General features: G+C 42.9%; 18 protein-coding genes. 6 read left to right on the top strand and 12 right to left on the bottom strand.

The window, feature by feature from the left end:
- Positions 1 to 12: 12 nt before the first annotated feature.
- The 3 genes from viaA to A8L45_RS06175 form a co-directional block, all read right to left on the bottom strand.
- A complete protein-coding gene (viaA, locus tag A8L45_RS06185; RefSeq protein ID WP_068900293.1) occupies positions 13 to 1,461 on the bottom strand; it encodes an ATPase RavA stimulator ViaA in 1,449 nt (482 codons plus the stop codon).
- 9 nt (positions 1,462 to 1,470) lie between these two features.
- Complete coding sequence (locus A8L45_RS06180; protein WP_068900291.1) at positions 1,471 to 3,120, bottom strand: AAA family ATPase; 1,650 nt, start codon at positions 3,118 to 3,120, stop codon at positions 1,471 to 1,473.
- 336 nt (positions 3,121 to 3,456) lie between these two features.
- A complete protein-coding gene (locus A8L45_RS06175; RefSeq protein WP_068900290.1) occupies positions 3,457 to 4,308 on the bottom strand; it encodes a sulfurtransferase in 852 nt (283 codons plus the stop codon).
- A gap of 417 nt (positions 4,309 to 4,725) precedes the next feature.
- Here A8L45_RS06175 and A8L45_RS06170 point away from each other — a divergent pair, with 417 nt between their 5' ends.
- From A8L45_RS06170 to A8L45_RS06160, 3 genes are all read left to right on the top strand, one after another.
- Positions 4,726 to 5,880, top strand: coding sequence for an HD-GYP domain-containing protein (locus A8L45_RS06170; protein WP_068900288.1), 1,155 nt, complete (start codon positions 4,726 to 4,728; stop codon positions 5,878 to 5,880).
- Between the two features lie 136 nt (positions 5,881 to 6,016).
- A complete protein-coding gene (locus A8L45_RS06165) occupies positions 6,017 to 6,439 on the top strand; it encodes a DUF3010 family protein (protein ID WP_068900287.1) in 423 nt (140 codons plus the stop codon).
- Positions 6,440 to 6,812: 373 nt separating this feature from the next.
- Positions 6,813 to 7,289: a methylated-DNA--[protein]-cysteine S-methyltransferase gene (locus A8L45_RS06160; RefSeq protein ID WP_068900285.1), complete on the top strand. Its 477-nt coding sequence runs from the start codon at positions 6,813 to 6,815 to the stop codon at positions 7,287 to 7,289.
- A gap of 7 nt (positions 7,290 to 7,296) precedes the next feature.
- Here the strand turns inward: A8L45_RS06160 and A8L45_RS06155 are convergent, their stop codons facing one another.
- The 7 genes from A8L45_RS06155 to pdsO all read right to left on the bottom strand — a co-directional run bounded on the left by A8L45_RS06155 (position 7,297) and on the right by pdsO (position 12,361).
- Positions 7,297 to 7,701 (bottom strand): hypothetical protein, encoded by a 405-nt coding sequence (locus tag A8L45_RS06155; protein ID WP_068900284.1) that lies wholly within the window; start codon positions 7,699 to 7,701, stop codon positions 7,297 to 7,299.
- Positions 7,701 to 7,922, bottom strand: coding sequence for a membrane protein insertion efficiency factor YidD (gene yidD / locus A8L45_RS06150; protein WP_068900282.1), 222 nt, complete (start codon positions 7,920 to 7,922; stop codon positions 7,701 to 7,703). The genes A8L45_RS06155 and yidD overlap by 1 nt, the downstream gene beginning before the upstream one ends.
- A gap of 1 nt (position 7,923) precedes the next feature.
- Positions 7,924 to 8,139, bottom strand: a complete 216-nt coding sequence (locus A8L45_RS06145) for a DUF4177 domain-containing protein (protein WP_068900281.1) — start codon at positions 8,137 to 8,139, stop codon at positions 7,924 to 7,926.
- Positions 8,140 to 8,766: 627 nt separating this feature from the next.
- Entirely contained in the window at positions 8,767 to 9,618 is an 852-nt protein-coding gene (bla, locus tag A8L45_RS06140) for a class A beta-lactamase (RefSeq protein WP_068900279.1), read from the bottom strand.
- An 88-nt stretch (positions 9,619 to 9,706) separates the two neighbouring features.
- A complete protein-coding gene (locus tag A8L45_RS06135; protein WP_068900277.1) occupies positions 9,707 to 11,008 on the bottom strand; it encodes a UDP-N-acetylglucosamine 1-carboxyvinyltransferase in 1,302 nt (433 codons plus the stop codon).
- Between the two features lie 29 nt (positions 11,009 to 11,037).
- Positions 11,038 to 11,586 (bottom strand): GNAT family N-acetyltransferase, encoded by a 549-nt coding sequence (locus A8L45_RS06130; RefSeq protein WP_083228228.1) that lies wholly within the window; start codon positions 11,584 to 11,586, stop codon positions 11,038 to 11,040.
- A 28-nt stretch (positions 11,587 to 11,614) separates the two neighbouring features.
- Positions 11,615 to 12,361: a sortase-associated OmpA-like protein PdsO gene (pdsO, locus tag A8L45_RS06125; RefSeq protein WP_245680654.1), complete on the bottom strand. Its 747-nt coding sequence runs from the start codon at positions 12,359 to 12,361 to the stop codon at positions 11,615 to 11,617.
- A 328-nt stretch (positions 12,362 to 12,689) separates the two neighbouring features.
- Here pdsO and A8L45_RS06115 point away from each other — a divergent pair, with 328 nt between their 5' ends.
- Both A8L45_RS06115 and A8L45_RS24465 read left to right on the top strand, forming a co-directional pair.
- Entirely contained in the window at positions 12,690 to 13,232 is a 543-nt protein-coding gene (locus A8L45_RS06115; RefSeq protein ID WP_068900273.1) for a GrpB family protein, read from the top strand.
- 164 nt (positions 13,233 to 13,396) lie between these two features.
- Positions 13,397 to 13,852, top strand: a complete 456-nt coding sequence (locus tag A8L45_RS24465) for a DUF6559 family protein (protein WP_068900271.1) — start codon at positions 13,397 to 13,399, stop codon at positions 13,850 to 13,852.
- A gap of 184 nt (positions 13,853 to 14,036) precedes the next feature.
- On the opposite strand, the gene A8L45_RS06105 is transcribed toward A8L45_RS24465, so the two are convergent.
- Complete coding sequence (locus A8L45_RS06105) at positions 14,037 to 14,795, bottom strand: carbon-nitrogen hydrolase family protein (RefSeq protein WP_139122321.1); 759 nt, start codon at positions 14,793 to 14,795, stop codon at positions 14,037 to 14,039.
- Positions 14,796 to 15,865: 1,070 nt separating this feature from the next.
- Here A8L45_RS06105 and A8L45_RS06100 point away from each other — a divergent pair.
- Positions 15,866 to 16,450 (top strand): hypothetical protein, encoded by a 585-nt coding sequence (locus A8L45_RS06100; protein WP_068900268.1) that lies wholly within the window; start codon positions 15,866 to 15,868, stop codon positions 16,448 to 16,450.
- Between the two features lie 172 nt (positions 16,451 to 16,622).
- Here the strand turns inward: A8L45_RS06100 and A8L45_RS06095 are convergent, their stop codons facing one another.
- A complete protein-coding gene (locus A8L45_RS06095) occupies positions 16,623 to 17,189 on the bottom strand; it encodes a hypothetical protein (RefSeq protein WP_068900266.1) in 567 nt (188 codons plus the stop codon).
- Between the last annotated feature and the right edge of the window lie 647 nt (positions 17,190 to 17,836).

Raw genomic sequence — 17,836 nt, 5'->3', positions numbered from 1 at the left:
GTCATTTGCCTGTTAAAAACGCTTTACGATCCGATTTAACAGTGAAGGACAGTATTCCCAACAATGATTAAACATGTTCATCAAACTGGGATTGCCATATTTGGACAGGTTTACTGCATGAAACCGATTGTGTTTGCTTTTCAGCTTACCAATTCTCTCAATCAGTGGTTGCGGCTGCTCAGGCGCAATAAAGTCAGATATCACAACTAAATCAGCGTTGACGTATCTATCTGTCTCCATCAAATCGATCGCATGATTCAATGCAGGTTCGAGATCGGTTCCGCCATGGAAACTGTAGCTGAGAAAATCCATAGCCTCACGAAGCCCACGCTCACCAGTAAACTCGTAGCTGATGTGATCAGTAGAAAACAGGGTAACAACACAATCCCGGCTCTCAGATAAAGCGATATCCAAAAGCGCATATGCCATGGCTTTTGCAGCCTGCTCTGGGAAACCATTCATGGAACCTGATGCATCAACACATATTAAGAATGGCCCTTTCTCAACCTCAACTTTTTTGTTTGCAGGTTTAAATGCTTTCACTTTTCTGAGTGTTCTGCTGGCACCTTGCATCCGATATGTCATTAAGCGTTTATCGGCGAAATGCTTATAAAATAAGATCTCCAATTCAGGCTCAGCTAGGAACAAAGTCTCCGCTGGAACCATCTTATCCAAGTGATCGCTCTGATGAATTCCGACAATATCATCAGCCACTAGATCACTTTTCTCCTCCACCAGCCTGAGCTCTTCAGCTGGGCTTTTGTGCAGCGAAGGATCGTCGGTCTCATTGGCCATTCTCCCGAGCTTATTCGCAATCTCCTGCAGCTCGGGATTATCTTTCAAAAAGCGAATAAACCGTTTGAGTAAGACAATGTCTGTTCTGGTCATTTTTGCCGACGCCATATCCCACAGTCGGCCAGACTGATTGGCATCTCCATGCTCACGGACTTCTTCCAGCGTTTTAAAGGTTTCAATGCGTTGATAGAGTTCTTTAAGCAGTTTGTCTTTGTGTATTGCCAGCTCTCTTTTTTGAGCCTTTTTAATCGACTCTGCCAAATGCTGATGCCATTTATCGCAAAAGTACTCCTGAAACATAGGATTATGCGTCTTTCCATTGCGGTCTATCAGTCTTCGTGCTTCAAGATAAAAATGTGATTTACCCTCAAGCTTCTTAGCCATATCACGACAGTTTTGTTCAAATTCGCCATGGCTCATCCCCACAGCCTGTTGATAAAGCTCCAACTCTTTCTTCAAATTTTCAGTAATACAGTCGGTACTTAGACGGCGTTTTACGCCATGTCTCCACTTCCGGATATGCTGACGTACAGCCGTTTTTGCAGCAGGACTTGCATCTGTCAGCACCAACAGCTCAGGCTTGGCAAGTAGATCACCGACAGCATTCTCAAGCATGCTGGTCTCGGCGAGCATCATACCCAGTTGAAGACTTTCAGGACTTAACATCGTTATTCCTTACTCAAAATACTCGATTAACTTGCTTATGCGGTGAGCGTTCTTGTCGAACTTAATCGAAAGGCGCTGCAGGCTATCTTCGGCATCGGCCAAACTGTTCGCCGTCATTTCTATTAGATCTGTTGCTGCGAAAAGGTGAGGCAGTGCTCCATTAAATCCAACGCGGGCGAGTTTAAGCAAATGTTTTGCTTCTTCCAGTTTTTCAATAGAAGACTCAGCACTTGCCAGCCAACGAGCAAAAGCTTCCTGGTCTGTATCACTGATACCAGCAACGGCAACAGGAACAGATCGGTTGGCAATGTCGCGAATCATAAGGCGGTTATCTGCATCTACATCGAAGCGCAATAGACACAAATTCGGATTCTTGTTGACGTACCCGTAGACTTCGCATTGTCCGCTTTTGATTTTTTTCTCAAAGTCACCGGCATCTACATACACCCACCGGGTGTCCCCTTTTTCCTTTTCCGACACTGAGGGGTTGCTCTCCAGAACAACAAATTTTATCAGGTCGTTACTGCTGTTAACTTTATAACGCCTAGCTTTCTTCAAACCACACTGGTACTTGGGCTTTCGCATCACAATGTCAGTGTCCATCGAATAGCAAAGAGCACTAACCGTTTCGTCTGCAACATCGGTAATATCAGCAGTTGCTTCGTTAGCTAATGTCAGCGAATGATGCTGATCAAATGCCACCTCACGACAGAACTGCTGCATGACCTCAGTGACTGTGTTCCGAGAATCCGGTGAATGCCATAAACATTCCTGCAGCAACAAAATGTCAGCGGGGTTAATTTCATTCCGGCCATTAAAAAATGCACTGGCTTTGAGTAGCCTCACTGCTTTTTTCCAACGACGATCTGAGATGTAGAAAAGATCAGCCTGCGAACTCTCATCTTGACCAGATGACGCCTCAAGCATACTTTTCAGCTGATAAATCTTTTCGAACACACTGTCTGGTACCAAAATGTGGTCAATTTGCGCCTGCCATCGTTGGTATTCATCACTGGTGATCTTAAGTGCGGGATCAATATGAAGGTCTTGATCGGGGTTTTTCTCACATAACAGGCGTTTAAAATTACTTTTTTCCTGAATGCGATTAACGAACAATCTGACAAGCATCCGATCATACAGGGCGTCTAGTCCACTGTCTTCTTCCGGTAGCTCATTAGATGCCGTGATGAGTAATCGCATTGGAACGGGAGATATCTCATGCCCATTACGGAAGATTTTTTCATTGACCACTGTCAGCAAGGTGTTGAGGATAGCTGGACCCGCTTTCCAAATTTCATCAAGAAATACGACGTCAGCTTTGGGCAAGTAACCCTCTGTCAGTCTGACGTATTTTCCGTGGTCCTTAAGATCCTGGATAGATAAAGGTCCAAAGACCTCTTCCGGTGTTGAAAACCGGGTCATCAAATACTCGAAGTATTGGCTTTGATCAAAGGCTTGTATGAGACGCTTGGCAATGTAACTTTTCGCAATGCCCGGCGGACCAAGCAGAAAAACGCTTTCACCAGCCAAAGCCGACAATAGGCAAAGCCTAATGGTGTGGTCTCGCTCAAATACACCCTCAGACAGCGCACTGACAAGATTTTGGATACGTTCAGGAAGAAGTGCTTTATTAGTGCTTTTTGTAGCTGTTTTGCTCATTTAGACGTTCCACAACTCTCGCTAACCACCAATATGTTATTAGTATTAACGAAATATTAATTTTGTATAAATTTTTTTCTACATAAAGAGGGGGTATACAGTACAGCGTGCTGGGCTATTTCAGTAGCACTTGATGACACTCAAATAGTTGGTGAGATTATCTATAAATATCATTATTTTTTTGTGATTTAGATCCATTAAATATAAATCAACATCAAAAATAGAAAACCGCTGAGTTGTAGAGGAAAGGTGTCCTCCAAGTGTCTCAGCGGCCAGACATCGGAAATAGTATAATTTTTTAGTAATTAAACTTTAAACAGACGGATAAACGCCTGCTCACTCTTTGGTAACGGGCAAGTCAGGATGTGTGCCCCATTCACTCCAAGAACCGTCGTAAACACACACAGTTTTATCGGCAAACTCTTCCATCGCCAAAGCAAAGATACATGCTGTAACGCCCGAGCCACATGATGATACTAAAGGTCTGTTCTCTGCAGCATAAGGTTCAATAAGAGGGAGAAGTTTTTCCTTTACTATGAGTTTTCCATTTTCAATGAGATTAATGAAGGGTAAATTGCTCGCCCCAGGCATATGGCCGCTGGCCATGCCCTCCCTTGGCTCCGGGACCTGACCCCAAAACCGTTGTGCTGGGCGAACGTCAACCACAGCAGACGACTTAGTCATTAGCGCATGAAGAAGATCGTGTTTATCTATCACTCTCTCTGGAGCGAATTGGGATTGATACACGGCCTGTGTGATTCCAGAAACTGGCTCGCCTCGTTCAACCGGATAGCCTTTTGAATCCCACTCATCAAATGACATATTAAGCACTGCGACATTCTGATGGCCCATAACCTTAAACATCCACCAGCACCGGGCAGCACTAAACAGCCCATTCCGCGAGTAAACGACAATCAAATCTGAGTGAGAAATCCCTAAGGCACCCACTGCTTTTTCAAACTTTTCGGGCGTTGGCAACATATGCGGCAGACTTGATTGGTGATCTTTTATCTCGCTATCGTAATCAAAAAAAACTGCACCGGGAATTCTGGACTGTGCCCATTCAAGCTTGCCGTTTCTGCCAGAATCCGGCATGAACCAGGTTGAGTCGACCAGCTTTACACTCTCGTGATCTAATTGCTCAACGAGCCAATCTGCCTCAATGAGGTTGGTATCAAGTTGTTTCACGTTTCTCTCCCTAATTACATCGCCCCGATATGTCGGCTCTTGAGACTGTATGTGATAATTCAGTAACCGTTAACTAAGCCGATTCTCTCATTTTTTGAGTGTTAAAGATTGCCGTTGTAGTAAAAGTCGTGGTAAAGGATACAAGGATCGTCGCTGTAAATTCGCTTTAACCACAACTGTGACAACCCGCGATAGTGGCATCACGGGGATGAACTTTTCTTTACCATCCAGATTAATATGCATAAGAATGTATATTAATTAGTCATCTGAAGAGTTAACCGTGGCAAAAACATGGATTTATTACTGAACTATCTTAAAATGTAAGAGCCAAAAAGCGAAATATGCTGACGAGAGAAGTATACACCTGTCAATTCCACCATTTTTCTCTATCAGTACCCAGTCAACGGAGTCAGTTCAATGCTGCAACGAGTAGCCATTGATGAAATTCGGATCGGCATGTATGTCGAGCAAATAGAATCAAACAACACCAGGGCAAAAATCCGGCAGCCGGGGTTCATCAGGCGAGAAGAAACCATCGAAAGCCTGCGACAGCAAAATGTGGATTTCGTGCTCGTTGATCTTTTCCAGTCTCAGTTCGTCCAGCCTTTGGTTGCAACTGAAATCCCGGTTGGAGAGCAATCCTCGATCCCTGAAAACTTAGACCTGTCTGCGGCGAAAACACTTGTCGACGAGACAAAAAAGCACCTGACAAAGATCTTGACCAATATTGCTGAGGGAGCAGAAGTTGAAATAGCCCCACTTCGAGAATTAGGGTCAGATATTGTCAATAATATCTTCGAAAGACGGGATGCTGTTTTCTGGATCAATGGCATCAGAGAGAAAAGTACCTATTTACTTGAACACTCTCTGGGCGTTGCCTTTCATCTTGTCAATTTTGGTCGTTACATGGGTTTCGATAAACCTTTACTGGAGGATCTTGCGATTGGTGGATTGATTCACGATATTGGAAAAGTGATGATTCGCGATGAGGTATTGAATAAACCCGGAAAGCTAACTGATGACGAGTTTGTTCATATGAAAGAGCATCAGGTATTGTCACAACCCATATTGAACAGCATGACATCATTGAGCCAGATAAGCCGTGATGTGAGCCTGATGCACCATGAAAAGTTAGATGGCACAGGTTACCCCAACAGATTAAAAGGTGATGAGATTTCCTCTGTCGGTCGAATGTCAGCCATTGTCGATATTTTTGACGCTCTGACGACAGACAGAGTGTATAAACCGGCAATGTCGCCGTCAGAAGCCTTTAAAGTGATGATCAGTCTCACTCCTTTTCATCTTGATACTGACCTACTTAAATCTTTCATCCGATGCGTTGGCTTTTATCCTCCCGGATCAGTCATTGAGCTCAGTAATGGCAGAGTTGGCCTCGTGACTCAGCAGAACGAGGATGACATGACCAAACCAACAGTGAAGATCTTCTACTCGATACGAACAGGAGGTTATCGCGAGGTTGAGTACATAGACCTGAAAAAGCACCCTGATATTAGTATTGTCAGAGGACTAACCGAGCAAGCACTTGGCACATCTTTCGCTGAATTCCGCTAAATATCTCCTGCTGTAAAATCTTGGCATGCGTTTTTGCGTGAAATTTCGGCAATCGACGGTCAGTATGATCTTATTCGATGACCACAGGCTCTGCATTGCCTATACTATCGGCCTCCAACCCGCTATGGAAAAGATCATGAGAATTTGTGCCGTCGATTTAAAAAGCAACGAAGCTAACATCTGTCTGCTGGAACTGAATCAGGGAATGTTCGAAGTACCAGAGTGCCGGACCCGTAAAATGACCATTGCAGACGCCTCTAACGCGGAAGAAATGCGTCATTTTCAACGCACGTTTGCCAAACTGATGGAAGATTACAAAGTTGAAAAGATTGTTGTTCGTGAACGACCAATGAAAGGTAAGTTTGCTGGCAGTGCAATCGGCTTTAAAATTGAAGCAGCTCTGCAACTTCTTGACAATATCGACTGTGAAATCCTGACTGCAGCTGACATGAAACAGTCGTTGAAACGCAGCCCTGTTGACGTATCAATGAAAGAAGTTGGCCTGAAGCAGTTTCAGGAGCAAGCATTTATGACTGCTTGCGCTTACCTCAATCAGTAATGAATGCAACGGCAGGCGACAGTCAAGGGACGTAGCCTGTTCAATGCGAGCTTGATATGAGTTAGGACAGCCCCGTTGAGGGGCTTTATTTTTTGTCCTGCCATTACACTGATGCAGCTCCCAATTTGACCTTTGGCAGCACCAGAAAATACACCATCAGCTAGCTAAAAATATTGCTATCACCGCAATAATTTCCCGCCTAAGCATTTCTTTATTAACCAACAGCTTCACTTTTCGACGAATACAACAGCACTTGTCTGACTGACCTATGACGGGTTTGTTATAGTGGACCGATTCACTCATCCAACGTGAATCTAATGTGATTCATGAAGGCTAATTAGTTCAGCACATTGATAATGAAGGTGAGGTTAATTTGCAGCACTATATTTTCCGCTACCCCAGCCCACTTGGCGAACTCACAATGATTGCCTCAGAAAAGGGCTTGAAAGGCATTTTCTTCCCCGATCACAAACTGCCAACTGCAATGCCAGAAAACCTGATCGATGATAAGTCCCCTTTCACTGAAGTTTGTCATCAACTCGATGAGTATTTTGATGGCAAACGACAGACATTTAACATCGAATTAGATGTATCGGGCACCGACTTTCAGAAAGAAGTCTGGCAGGTATTACAGGTAATTCCTTACGGTGAAACTATTCACTATCAGCAACTGGCCGAAGCCATCGGCAAACCAAAAGCTTCACGTGCTGTTGGCGCGGCCAATGGAAAGAACCCACTCTCAATCGTGATCCCCTGCCATAGGGTTATCGGCAAAAACGGTAAGCTCACTGGCTATGCCGGCGGCGTTGACGCAAAAAAATGGTTACTGACGCACGAGAAAAACAGTTAATTGAGTGTCAGACATCTTTATTGGGACTGCGCTTGATCTCATCAAGAATTGAGCGAGAGATTTGATAATTTTTCTGGCGCACGATCTTTTGCGAAAAGAACAGTTGAGGTAATTCGAATAAGGCAAGCGCAACCAAAATAATGATGAAGAGTTCGAACCCGGCAACGATTCCAGCAACAGCCACTAGGAGTAAAATAAATTCAACAGTAAAAACCAGATACTTTCCCAGATAAATGTGGTGAATACCGCCAATAAAAGACCAGTTGAGGGACGCATAGGTATCAGGATCTTTGAGCTGTTTGGTCTGCGCTTTAAAATACAATTTGCGCTCAGCATCTGACAGCGTTTTTACTTCTGCAGAGAGTCGCTCTTCCCTGTGCTCAAGGGCTTCGATGGGTTCAAATATACTCATTAGGGGATCTCATCATGTATTTTTTCTACAAGGTCTGGCTGATTGCAGCGACGGATCCTTGCTAAACCTAGCTTCCATCCTTTAAGCGCACCATATTTCTCAATGCACTGGCGGGTATATTCAGAGCAGGTTGGTTCGAAATTGCATTCAATGTTTAATAGCTTTTTTGATCCGCCTTTCGCTTGGTACCAGCGGATCAATGCCAATGACAGGCTTTTCACATCAACGACCCAAAGTGATGATCACAGCTTCACGTTTCCAGAACAGCATAAAACGCTTCTGCTCAATCACTTGGAATACAACCTGCCAGCCGTCCTGAACGAGGGTATTCAACTCCGCTTCCATTTTCTGGACAGGGATACCACTCGCTCCCAACAACACAGTTCCACAACCGCCTTCGACAATATGTACCACTTTGTACTCTTTGAAATTACTCATTTTGATCCCTTAAAAAAACACATAATAGTGAGGTCGTTATTAAGGCGTCGAGGTTACAAGGGCGGAATTGGACTTGCAACTGCATACCCTTGATTTATCACAAGCTTTGTTTAAAACAATCTGAAAAAAGTTGAAATCTGTTAGGTAGGTCTTAGTGCTTACTAAATGCAGAAAATCTGTTTGCTAAATGGACTCAACGCCTTTCGGTATCCGCACCAACTGACATACCTCAAGTCCATCCATATGAGGCAGATTGAGGCCAAGTATTAGTGCTCACTCAAAGCAAGTTCGAGCCCGTGCTTGCCCTCGTAGAAAAAATAAGAAGTCAGGCCACCCGAGCTAAGAAGGCGTGAAACAGATATGAAAATTGACGCTACAAACAACCTGCAGGTACATAATTCAGCGAGTTTGACTGGTATGATGAACTGTAATGTTTGATTGAGAAGTCCGAGTGAAATGACAAGCCCTCAAGAAAATACAAACGAATATATTTACTCACAGACAGTTCCAAGAAAGTTATTGCTCTGGAATTCCAGATCACTTATCAGACACTATTACCATCGAAGACAATCAAGATCCGATAGAGAAATTATCACGCCCCCGACAAGGAGGGGCGGCTTCATAACGCTATCTGTAATTAGAAAATACGGCTTTGCCTATCTCCGCCAACACCTTGTTTCTCTTGGTGAGATCAAGTTTTGTCTCGGTCAGATAAATACTCACCATCAGCTTTCTGTCTGAATTAGGCCAAACCAGTGCAGTAACCCCGCGAGAGCCATAACCTCCAGCACCCGACCGATCAGCAATTTGCCAGCCCGCTGGGAGCACAGAACGTAATAGTGGATCAGAGACTCTGTTGTTCTTCATCCACATCAAAATCTGTGCTCTGTGTTTGCGCGTTAATGCATTGCCAAGCAGAATTTTTTGAAGTGTACGCAACATGGCCTCGGGCGATGTAGTATCGCGATTTTCCCCAGGAATAGCCGTATTCAAGTCAGGTTCAAATCGGGTCAGGTTAGTGGTTGAATCAGACTGTTTAATCAGAAAAGCTGTCAACGCAGAGGGACCACCCGTTAAGTTCAATGCAAGGTTAGCTGCTGTGTTATCACTGGTTAGCATTGTTGCCTCACATGCCTCGATAACCGTCATAGACTGACCTACCCGCTGTTCAGTTATTGGCGACCATGGAATCAGGTTTTTGCTTTCTATTCTTTCTGATGCATCAGAGCTGAGCGAACCGCTCTCGATATCATGCAAGGCCTTGGCGCAAAGTAATGTTTTGAAGGTACTCATCATTGGGAACCGCTCACTGCCCCGGTAATTCCACCATGAATTATCCCGGCTGTCCCAGACAGCAACCCCCACCCTACCTTTTGTTTGCTGTTCTACCTTTTTAATCGTGTCCGACAAACCAGCCGCTGTGACACTGTTGGCAACAGCGCCTAACGTCAAACCTATGAGTAAGATGAATTTTTTCATTTCAGTGATCTTTCATTGTCTATCTTGAGTCAACCGATGGTAGAGAACCATCACTTGGAGGACACATAAATGCTGTAGCCTTAACAATTTATTCTTGTATGTCTTGCCATTCCACGTCCGCACCCAAATGAGTCAATTTTTCAATCAAGTCAGGATGTGCCCTTGCAATGGGATCAGCATTGCGTATTTCTGACCTGCCCTTAATTTGTAATGCTGCAATTAATAAACCCAGCACCACCCTGATGATATAAGGTGAGTCTACTGAGGCTGGACGCAACGTGTTGTTTCCAGTAAGAAGCAGGCGGTGAGGATCAGAAAGGTGACATCGCACACCAAACTTCACTAACTCCGATGACCAGAAGAGTGCCCCTTCATAGATTTTGTTCCAGAACAGCACCTCACCCTGACTCTGAATTGTCGCGCTGATGATTTGTGGTAACAAGTCCGCCGGAAAATATGGCCAAGGCGCAGCTTCGACTTTAATAAAGGTCTCTGGCGTGAGGCTGGGTTGCACTCTGAAATCACTGACATCAGTGTAAATACGGTTTCCATTGAGCGTGACATTCAGACCGACTTTTCGCATCTGGCGAATGATCAAGGGTAATTCGCTGACAATATCGGATTCAATTTCAATATTTCCCCCAGTCGCTGCGCCCATTGCGGCATAAGTTGCGGCCTCATGGTGATCATCCGGAACACGAAATGATATCCCATTGAGTGTGCTGATCCCTTCAACTATTAGCGAGGATGTGCCAACACCACTGATCTTAGCTCCCATACCGATAAGGTAACGACAGAAATATTTAACATGAGGCTCGCAGGCAGCATTGGTCAGTGTTGATATACCGGGAGTCAGCACAGCCATCATCAAGAACGTCTCCGTCGCGGTCACTGACTGATAATCCAACCAAATGTCTGCGGCATTCATTTGCTGCGGTGCATTAATCCGACAGATATTTCCATCATAAGCCACCTTGCAGCCAAAGGCGCGAACGACCTCCAGATGCGGGTCTATCTCTCTCACTCCCAACGAGCAACCTTTACTGCTTTGATCAAGAATAAACTCGCCCGTTCGATGTAACAGAGGCGCCATCAATAATACCGTTGAACGAATACCAGTGGGTAACATGGCAGAGTGATGACGCCATTGGTTGTACTTATGTAGCAAGCTCAGAGTATCGCGCTGTCTGTCATGGTCAATATGGGCATTAAAGTCAGAAAAGTAGTGTGTCAATTTGTCACAATCTGAGATGGGAGGTACATTGGTCAGAACAACGCGCTCATCTGTTAGCAGCGAACCACATACCATAGGTAACAAGGCGTTTTTATTTCCGGACAGAGTCACTTTCCCTGACAGCGGTTTACCGCCGTTAATCACTAATGTAGCCAAAATACTGTCTCTCTTTGTTTAGATAATTATTACTGCCAGCCTGCTGGCCGACACACATTCCCTCTGTCACTGTCGGTTGACTGTTGACTCGCTATCAGCCTCAGATATCGTGATGGTGTCAGCCGATATCCAACGTTGAGGTAAAAACCTCCGGCATCGTCGGGATGAAATGGGCTGGAAACTTCTACACGACAACATTGCTTATTGTTAAAAAAGCTCCTGGCTGCATCTAAAAGTTGTGTCCCTATGGTCATCTCACGAAAGGTTTCATCAATAACCAGAGAAGAGACTCTCCCGTTTGGCTGATCCTGAAAAAATACAGGCTGAAGATGCAATGCGGCATAGCCCACTACCAGACCGCATACCTCGGCGACCAGTACCAAATCATTGTTTGACGCCCTCATATGGGCTAGCTTTTCCCGGATAATTGAAAGTGAGAGGCTCACACCAATCTGCGCATTAAGCATCTCGATTCTTTCAGCATCATTGACCTGTGCAACGCGAATATTCATTGTATTTTTCTCCGCACTTTCCTTTGTACCAGTCACCAATAAGCCATGTGCTAAGGTGCCTGCCATTGCATGACACCTTAAGCAGATCCCGACATCAGTGTTGTGCCGTTGCAGAGTGGCCGCTAATGGCTCTTAGGCTGACACGACGGTCAAAGAAATATCCCTCACGGTCACCTTTTTCTTTCAGTGCGGTTTCAGAACCGTATGCCTGTGTGGTTAACTGCTCCGGTGCGACACCTTTGCTTACCAAATGGTCAAAGACAGCCTTCACGCGTTTTTCAGATAACGTCATGTTGTAGGCTTTCTGGCCACGAACATCAGCGTGTCCTTCGAGATCCCAAAGCACATCAGGGTTTTGACGCATGATATTTGCCAGCTCGTTAAGTTGTCCTTTGAAGTGAGGCTCGATTTCCGACGAATTGGTACGGAATTGAATGTCCATCTGAAGCTCTAGATCTGTAGATTTTTCATGTTGAGCAAGACGCATATCAGCCAGTTCAATTTGAGACTCGCTGTATTTTCTGGTCATCATTGCCAACTGTTCATTGTTGTCTGATAGCAGTTCATTCATCGACAGCAGCTCATTTTCCTGCTCATAGCTGTAGTTTTTATAGCTTGATACCTCACCAATCAGGCCGCCAAGTAAAGCACCCGCGAAGGCACCAACAGGCCCGCCCAGTAATACACCCACGGCTGCTCCACCGCCCACACCGATATACTGAGGTTGTGTATCTCGCTCTATTTGTTTTCCTGCTGCCGAGGCAGTATTTGCCGCAGTGACCAGTGGAAGTGCCAAAGTGAGTGCCAATACAGTTTTTTTGAAGTTTGCTTTTTTCATCATGCGTTCCTCTTCTTTGAAATCTTATTAATTGCGCCCTGTGCGCTGTTCGATGAAGTTATTAAAGCAAGATAAAAAGGCCTCAAAAGGTGACAAAAAAGGCAATGCAAAGATAAAAAATGGCAAAAATATGGCGTCGACGGTTCGCCCCTTTTGCGAGCGTATCCATTTCGGATTTACTGCGAAGGAGAGTAAAACAAGGTCTAATGAGGTTCTGCTATTCCAGATTGTCGAGATGTCTCCCACTAATTCTGGCCGGCATAATCAGTCCGTCTGATATGATTTCTGGCTCAAAATTAGAGACTTGCATAAAAACGATACGGAGAGAGAAATGAACAATAGAGTGATTGAAGTTGTGGAGTATCGCGAAAGCTGGGTTGAAGATTATGCAAACGAAAAAAAAGCGCTCCTATCTACAGCAAATGCTGAAAATATTGTCGCTATTCACCACGTCGGTAGTACATCCGTCAAAGGACTGGCTGCCAAGCCAATCATAGATATTATTCTCGAAGTAAGAAGCTTGGAACGACTGGACCAAGACAACGATTTACTTGCTTCATTGGGCTATGAAGCAAAAGGAGAGTTCGGCATAGCAGGCCGTCGTTACTTTCAAAAAGGCGGAGCAAAGAGAACGCACCACATACACGCATTTCTATCAGGAGTAGATGACGTTCATCGTCACCTCGCCTTTCGTGATTACTTATCCGCTTTCCCAGAAGTCGCTGATGAATATGCAGCATTGAAACAGGAAGGTGCAGCAAGCTGTAACAATGATAGTGATAGATATTGCAATCATAAAAATGATTTTGTTAGAGAACATGAGGCAAGAGCAATTGAGTGGTGGGAAACATCCCGAATAAATGCGTCACGTTGAAACCCGCACTTATCTCATCTTTTTTGATTCATTTTTCAAAATAAACCGCACCAAATAGTCTGGAATGTAGTGGTAAGCCCCATTTGCCTTGGAGGGAATTGCGCAGATATATCGCTGTTAGATGAATAGGTACTGATGCACACTTGATTAAAGGATGAATTTGTATGTTTCAGAGATTTTTTAAAAATAGAAAAATTAAAAAGTATGCAAAAGACTTACCTTATGATTTGAAAAGGTATTATGGCAGTCAACAATATTATTCGAAGAAACAGGTTGATGGCTCAGCACAACGAAGAAGGATCAAGAATGATACAGCGTCAGAGTCTGTTTATCTCTATGCGATGTTTTGCTCCCCGGATGATTTTAATGCCATCCATCATGACAGCTTAGATGAAGGGTATGATTACCATTCTCTTCGCAGTGAAATAGCAGATATTTTATTTACAGGACATTCAGATTTCACTTTCACATCGCTCCTTATGGCGTCATCAGATTCCAGCCCCGGCTTTAATGATAAAAGTTATAGCGGAGGAAACAATGATGGCTATGGAGGAGACATTGGTGGTTTTGGTGGAGGGAGTGATGGCGGTGGCGGTGGCGGTGGCGGTGGTGGAGAATAAAGCCATCCGCGTCGAACACAGGTTGACATATTAAACTCACAGCCAGTAATAATTCCTGAGTATGAACAAACAGACCAAAGAAGGATAACCATACCTTGGTTATCCTTTTCTGTTTCCCTCGACGGGCATAGATAGATTGAGTGCCTATGCCCAACTCAAATAAAAGAGACCTGCAGGCGGCCAGTTATACCGCGATTGCTACCCTAGACTGGTTTGCTTGCCGCTTTGTCGTTACCGGAACTACGGTTAACTTCCCACTTTCCGTTTCTAATTCTGTATGCATAGAGAAGTCTTCACCAACAACAACGACAGACATGCCGTAATTTTTTTCTGTCATATCAAGTGCAGACGCTAATGCTATTTGGCATTGATTTTCTACCGAAACAATCATCAAATCAGGTCTACGATTCGCCGCAATATGAACATATGCCGGATTCAGAAAATCTTCTCCAATCAACGATTGCAACGCCCAACCGGAAACATTTGCGTGCTGCTCTATTTTTCCGAATTGTTCAACGGCTGAAACTGGTAATTCAGTCAGATAGCGCTGAAGGTGAACGACATTACCGTTTCTAATGATCACCTGACTACTGACCGAAAATCGTTTTGTGCGTATTGGCAGCACAGCATAGTTTTCAGCGGGAAGATTGCCGAACCCTTGAAACATATCAGCTTTTTCATCGTACGTGATCTGCTCTCTAAAGCCAAGACTCACAGCCATGTGGCCCGCTGCTGCTGCTATTTCATCAAAAAAAGGGGCATCTTTATTTAGACAGAGCGAATTTGAATCATCCGTCAGTGAGTTAAAAGGAAAAACTAAATACTGCACCCCGAGTTGATGAGCAGCATCGATAATATTCAGGTGTTCATTCAGAGCAGCATCGAATGTGCTTTTTTGATTGTCACACTTGGCAATGCCTATCACTAACGGGGATTTAGTCACTTTTAAGCCTCTGATTATTAGTACGCAAGCTCGAAACACAATGTGAGATTCAAGCCATACCTTGTATGCCATACCCATCGAGGTGACTGGCATAGAGTAAACTGGTCAAAAAGGAAGCGAATCTTAAATTTTCTTGTGATTTGAATCAATATTTTTTGTAATCAAAGGAACGGAATTAGCTCAAGATCTCGTCATTAGTAGTATGTCGAGGCTGTAAACGGACACCATTTTATCGAATATTCTTCTTCTTTCACTTTGGTTTAAATCTAACCTATTGATTAGTAATGATAAAAAATTTTGGCACTAATTATGTAAGATAAATCTACACAGGGGCTGAATCTTGGGTGGGAAGAGGTACAAACTGTTTCTCTTTTACCGAGGTATGCGTATCTGATAGACATCAGTTCAGAAGTTATCAACGTAACTGAAGCCAGAGAAAACTAAAGACTCATATCACATAAATATATAAATATGATGAAATTATATTATATGTGATACATATTAGTATTTAACACGTATATTTCCAACTCAATTTTTACGTTTTAATTAACCAGATATTATTAATAACCTACTAAAATGATAATAATCTGATATTTATTTGATACTTGTGTATCTTTTTTGGAGCATTTAATAAAGTTAAAAATTAATTAGCTATATCTGATAAAAAGTATATATATTATGTACATACTACTAAATACAATCGAGATATATCAATTAATCAGCATCAAGTGTAAATAAAAAAGGGCAGCTAAAAATCATCCTTCTTTATAATCCCCTAAATTTGTTGAAACAAATTTCCTGACCTAAGCTAGATTTGTTGAAAATATATTCCATCACTAGAGTCAATTTTTTGATGTCACTACTAAAAACGAAAAAGTGACACTGAATTCATATTTTCACCAGAAAAAAGGCATTTTACCCAACTAAAACTAGGTGAGTGAATTGTGCCTTGTGAATTAAGCATTGTAGTTTCTTAACAGACGACGTTACTGATCAATGACTGAACACTTATCGATATATATTTAGTGTTTCGTCAACAATGCACTTTCAAATAACTTTTTGGGGGAGATATGATACTCAAAGCAATTGACGGCATCGGTAAGCTTTTTTTCGGTGGTATTACAGACCTTACTGAAGACAAAAAAGCTGATACCGACGCTGACAAAAAATACGGTGGTAATAGTGACAAAGCGCTTGGAGATAACAGAAATGAAGGTCGTGCCCACAAGATCAAGGCCAAAACTGAAAAGAAGGACGGCGGCTCATTTCTCGGTGGCATTTTTAATGCTATCGGCGGTGTTATAAAAGGAGTAGCGCAGTTTGGAGTGGGTGCAGTAGCAAATATCTTTGGTTTTGGGGAGCTGTACAGTAAAGCACAAGACCTATGGCGGAAGCCGACAGCTGAAAATCTTGGCGAGTTTGTTCTTGAAGGCGGAGAGAAAGCACTACCGCTAGTCGCTAAAATTTTCAGTGGTGGTGATGAAAAGAAAAAGCAAGATATTATGAATCTTGGCAATAAACTGCTCGATGTTGGTAATTTTCTGGTTGACGATTTGCTGGAAGATGACAAAGAATCAAAGCTTGTTCAGGGTATAGTTAACGGCGTTAAGGGTATTCCCTTCTTGGGTGGTATTGCCGATTTCTTCTTAAGCTAATTAACTTGCCATATTTAGAAATCGACAATAATATCGGGTCATTCAATTCAATGTGCTGGTTATTGGACATAAAAGAGAAGTTAGAACGAGTTTATATAATACTCTTTCACTACAGAAGTTATTCAATGACCAGCAGTATTTATCTTATGATTGTCGGTAATATTTTCTTGCACTAATTACCGAGGAAAAAGTCAGCGATTTTACCAATGATAGGTATACCCTTAAGTGTATCTACAAAACCACCGACAAACTTCGACGGTTGTGGGCTCAACACATCCCCTACCAACTTACCACCAAAGTCGAGAAGCTTCTGACCTATACCGCCGATACCAGGGATTATCTTATTAAGAATAGGTAAGGCGGCCTGCCCCCCTTCGATTGCAAGTTCCCCCGCATTCTGAGCCGAAGGAACGTTCCAGACGTCCTGTGTCTTCTCAAAGACTCCGCCGAGCCCAAGCGCTCCTGATAGCGCTTTTACAGCGGTTTGTGCAATATTCTTAAAGAAACCGCCGATTTTATCAAAAATACCGCCGAGAAATCCGCCTCCACCGCCTTGCTGAGTTTTAGCCATCGTTCGGTGTGCTTGCATCTCGTTTCTATGATCACCAACAGCCGCGTTAGCATTTCCACCAGCTGGTTTATCGCCGCCCTGAGCTGCTGCTGCCATGCCGTTGTCACCACCACCGAATAAACCTCCGATGAGTTTTGACCCTATATTTACTATTGTGCCTATAGTCATATATTCCCCCAGAACAGATTCAATCCATTAATTACACGCCGCTGTCATTACTTTTTTTCAGATATTACAAAGTGATGAGCGATAAGGCTTCATCATGCCCTGCAAAACTGACGATATAATACAGCGTTGCTCTCTAGATAATTCTCATTCACCTAGTGGTAGTTGATTGAGGCTATCAAACAGTATTGAAATTCTATTTTGAGTTTTATATTTCATTGGTTTTGGTCAGCGCTTTATATGAATATTATTTCGCAACACATCAAGAATAGAACAGGAAAACTTTTTCAACAAACCGCTGTAAAATGGAAACGGGAGAAAATAAAAAAGTAACGATAACTAAACAGCAATGTCTAATTTATCATAATAATTTATTTGGTTAAATTTTTAATAGTATTTAAAACACACTAATAAACATTTAATATTATTAGGTATTTTTTATATTAATAATTTAAAATAAAACAAAATTCATATTTTTCATTAATGAATCATATGTATCATAATCAATATTATTTTATAGATAAAGAAACACTTTATCTATAAAATATGAATTTATTTGATAGAAAAAACAGATAAAATATATATGGAAAAGATTTCATATCTCAATTATGTTACAAATAATTTCCTTCAGACATTTAAAAGTGACAATA

Source organism: Veronia pacifica, from assembly GCF_001707825.1.
Classification (GTDB): Bacteria; Pseudomonadota; Gammaproteobacteria; order Enterobacterales; family Vibrionaceae; genus Veronia; species Veronia pacifica.
The sequence above is the reverse complement of the archived record's forward strand: the minus strand, read 5'-3'. Positions and strand labels throughout refer to the sequence as shown.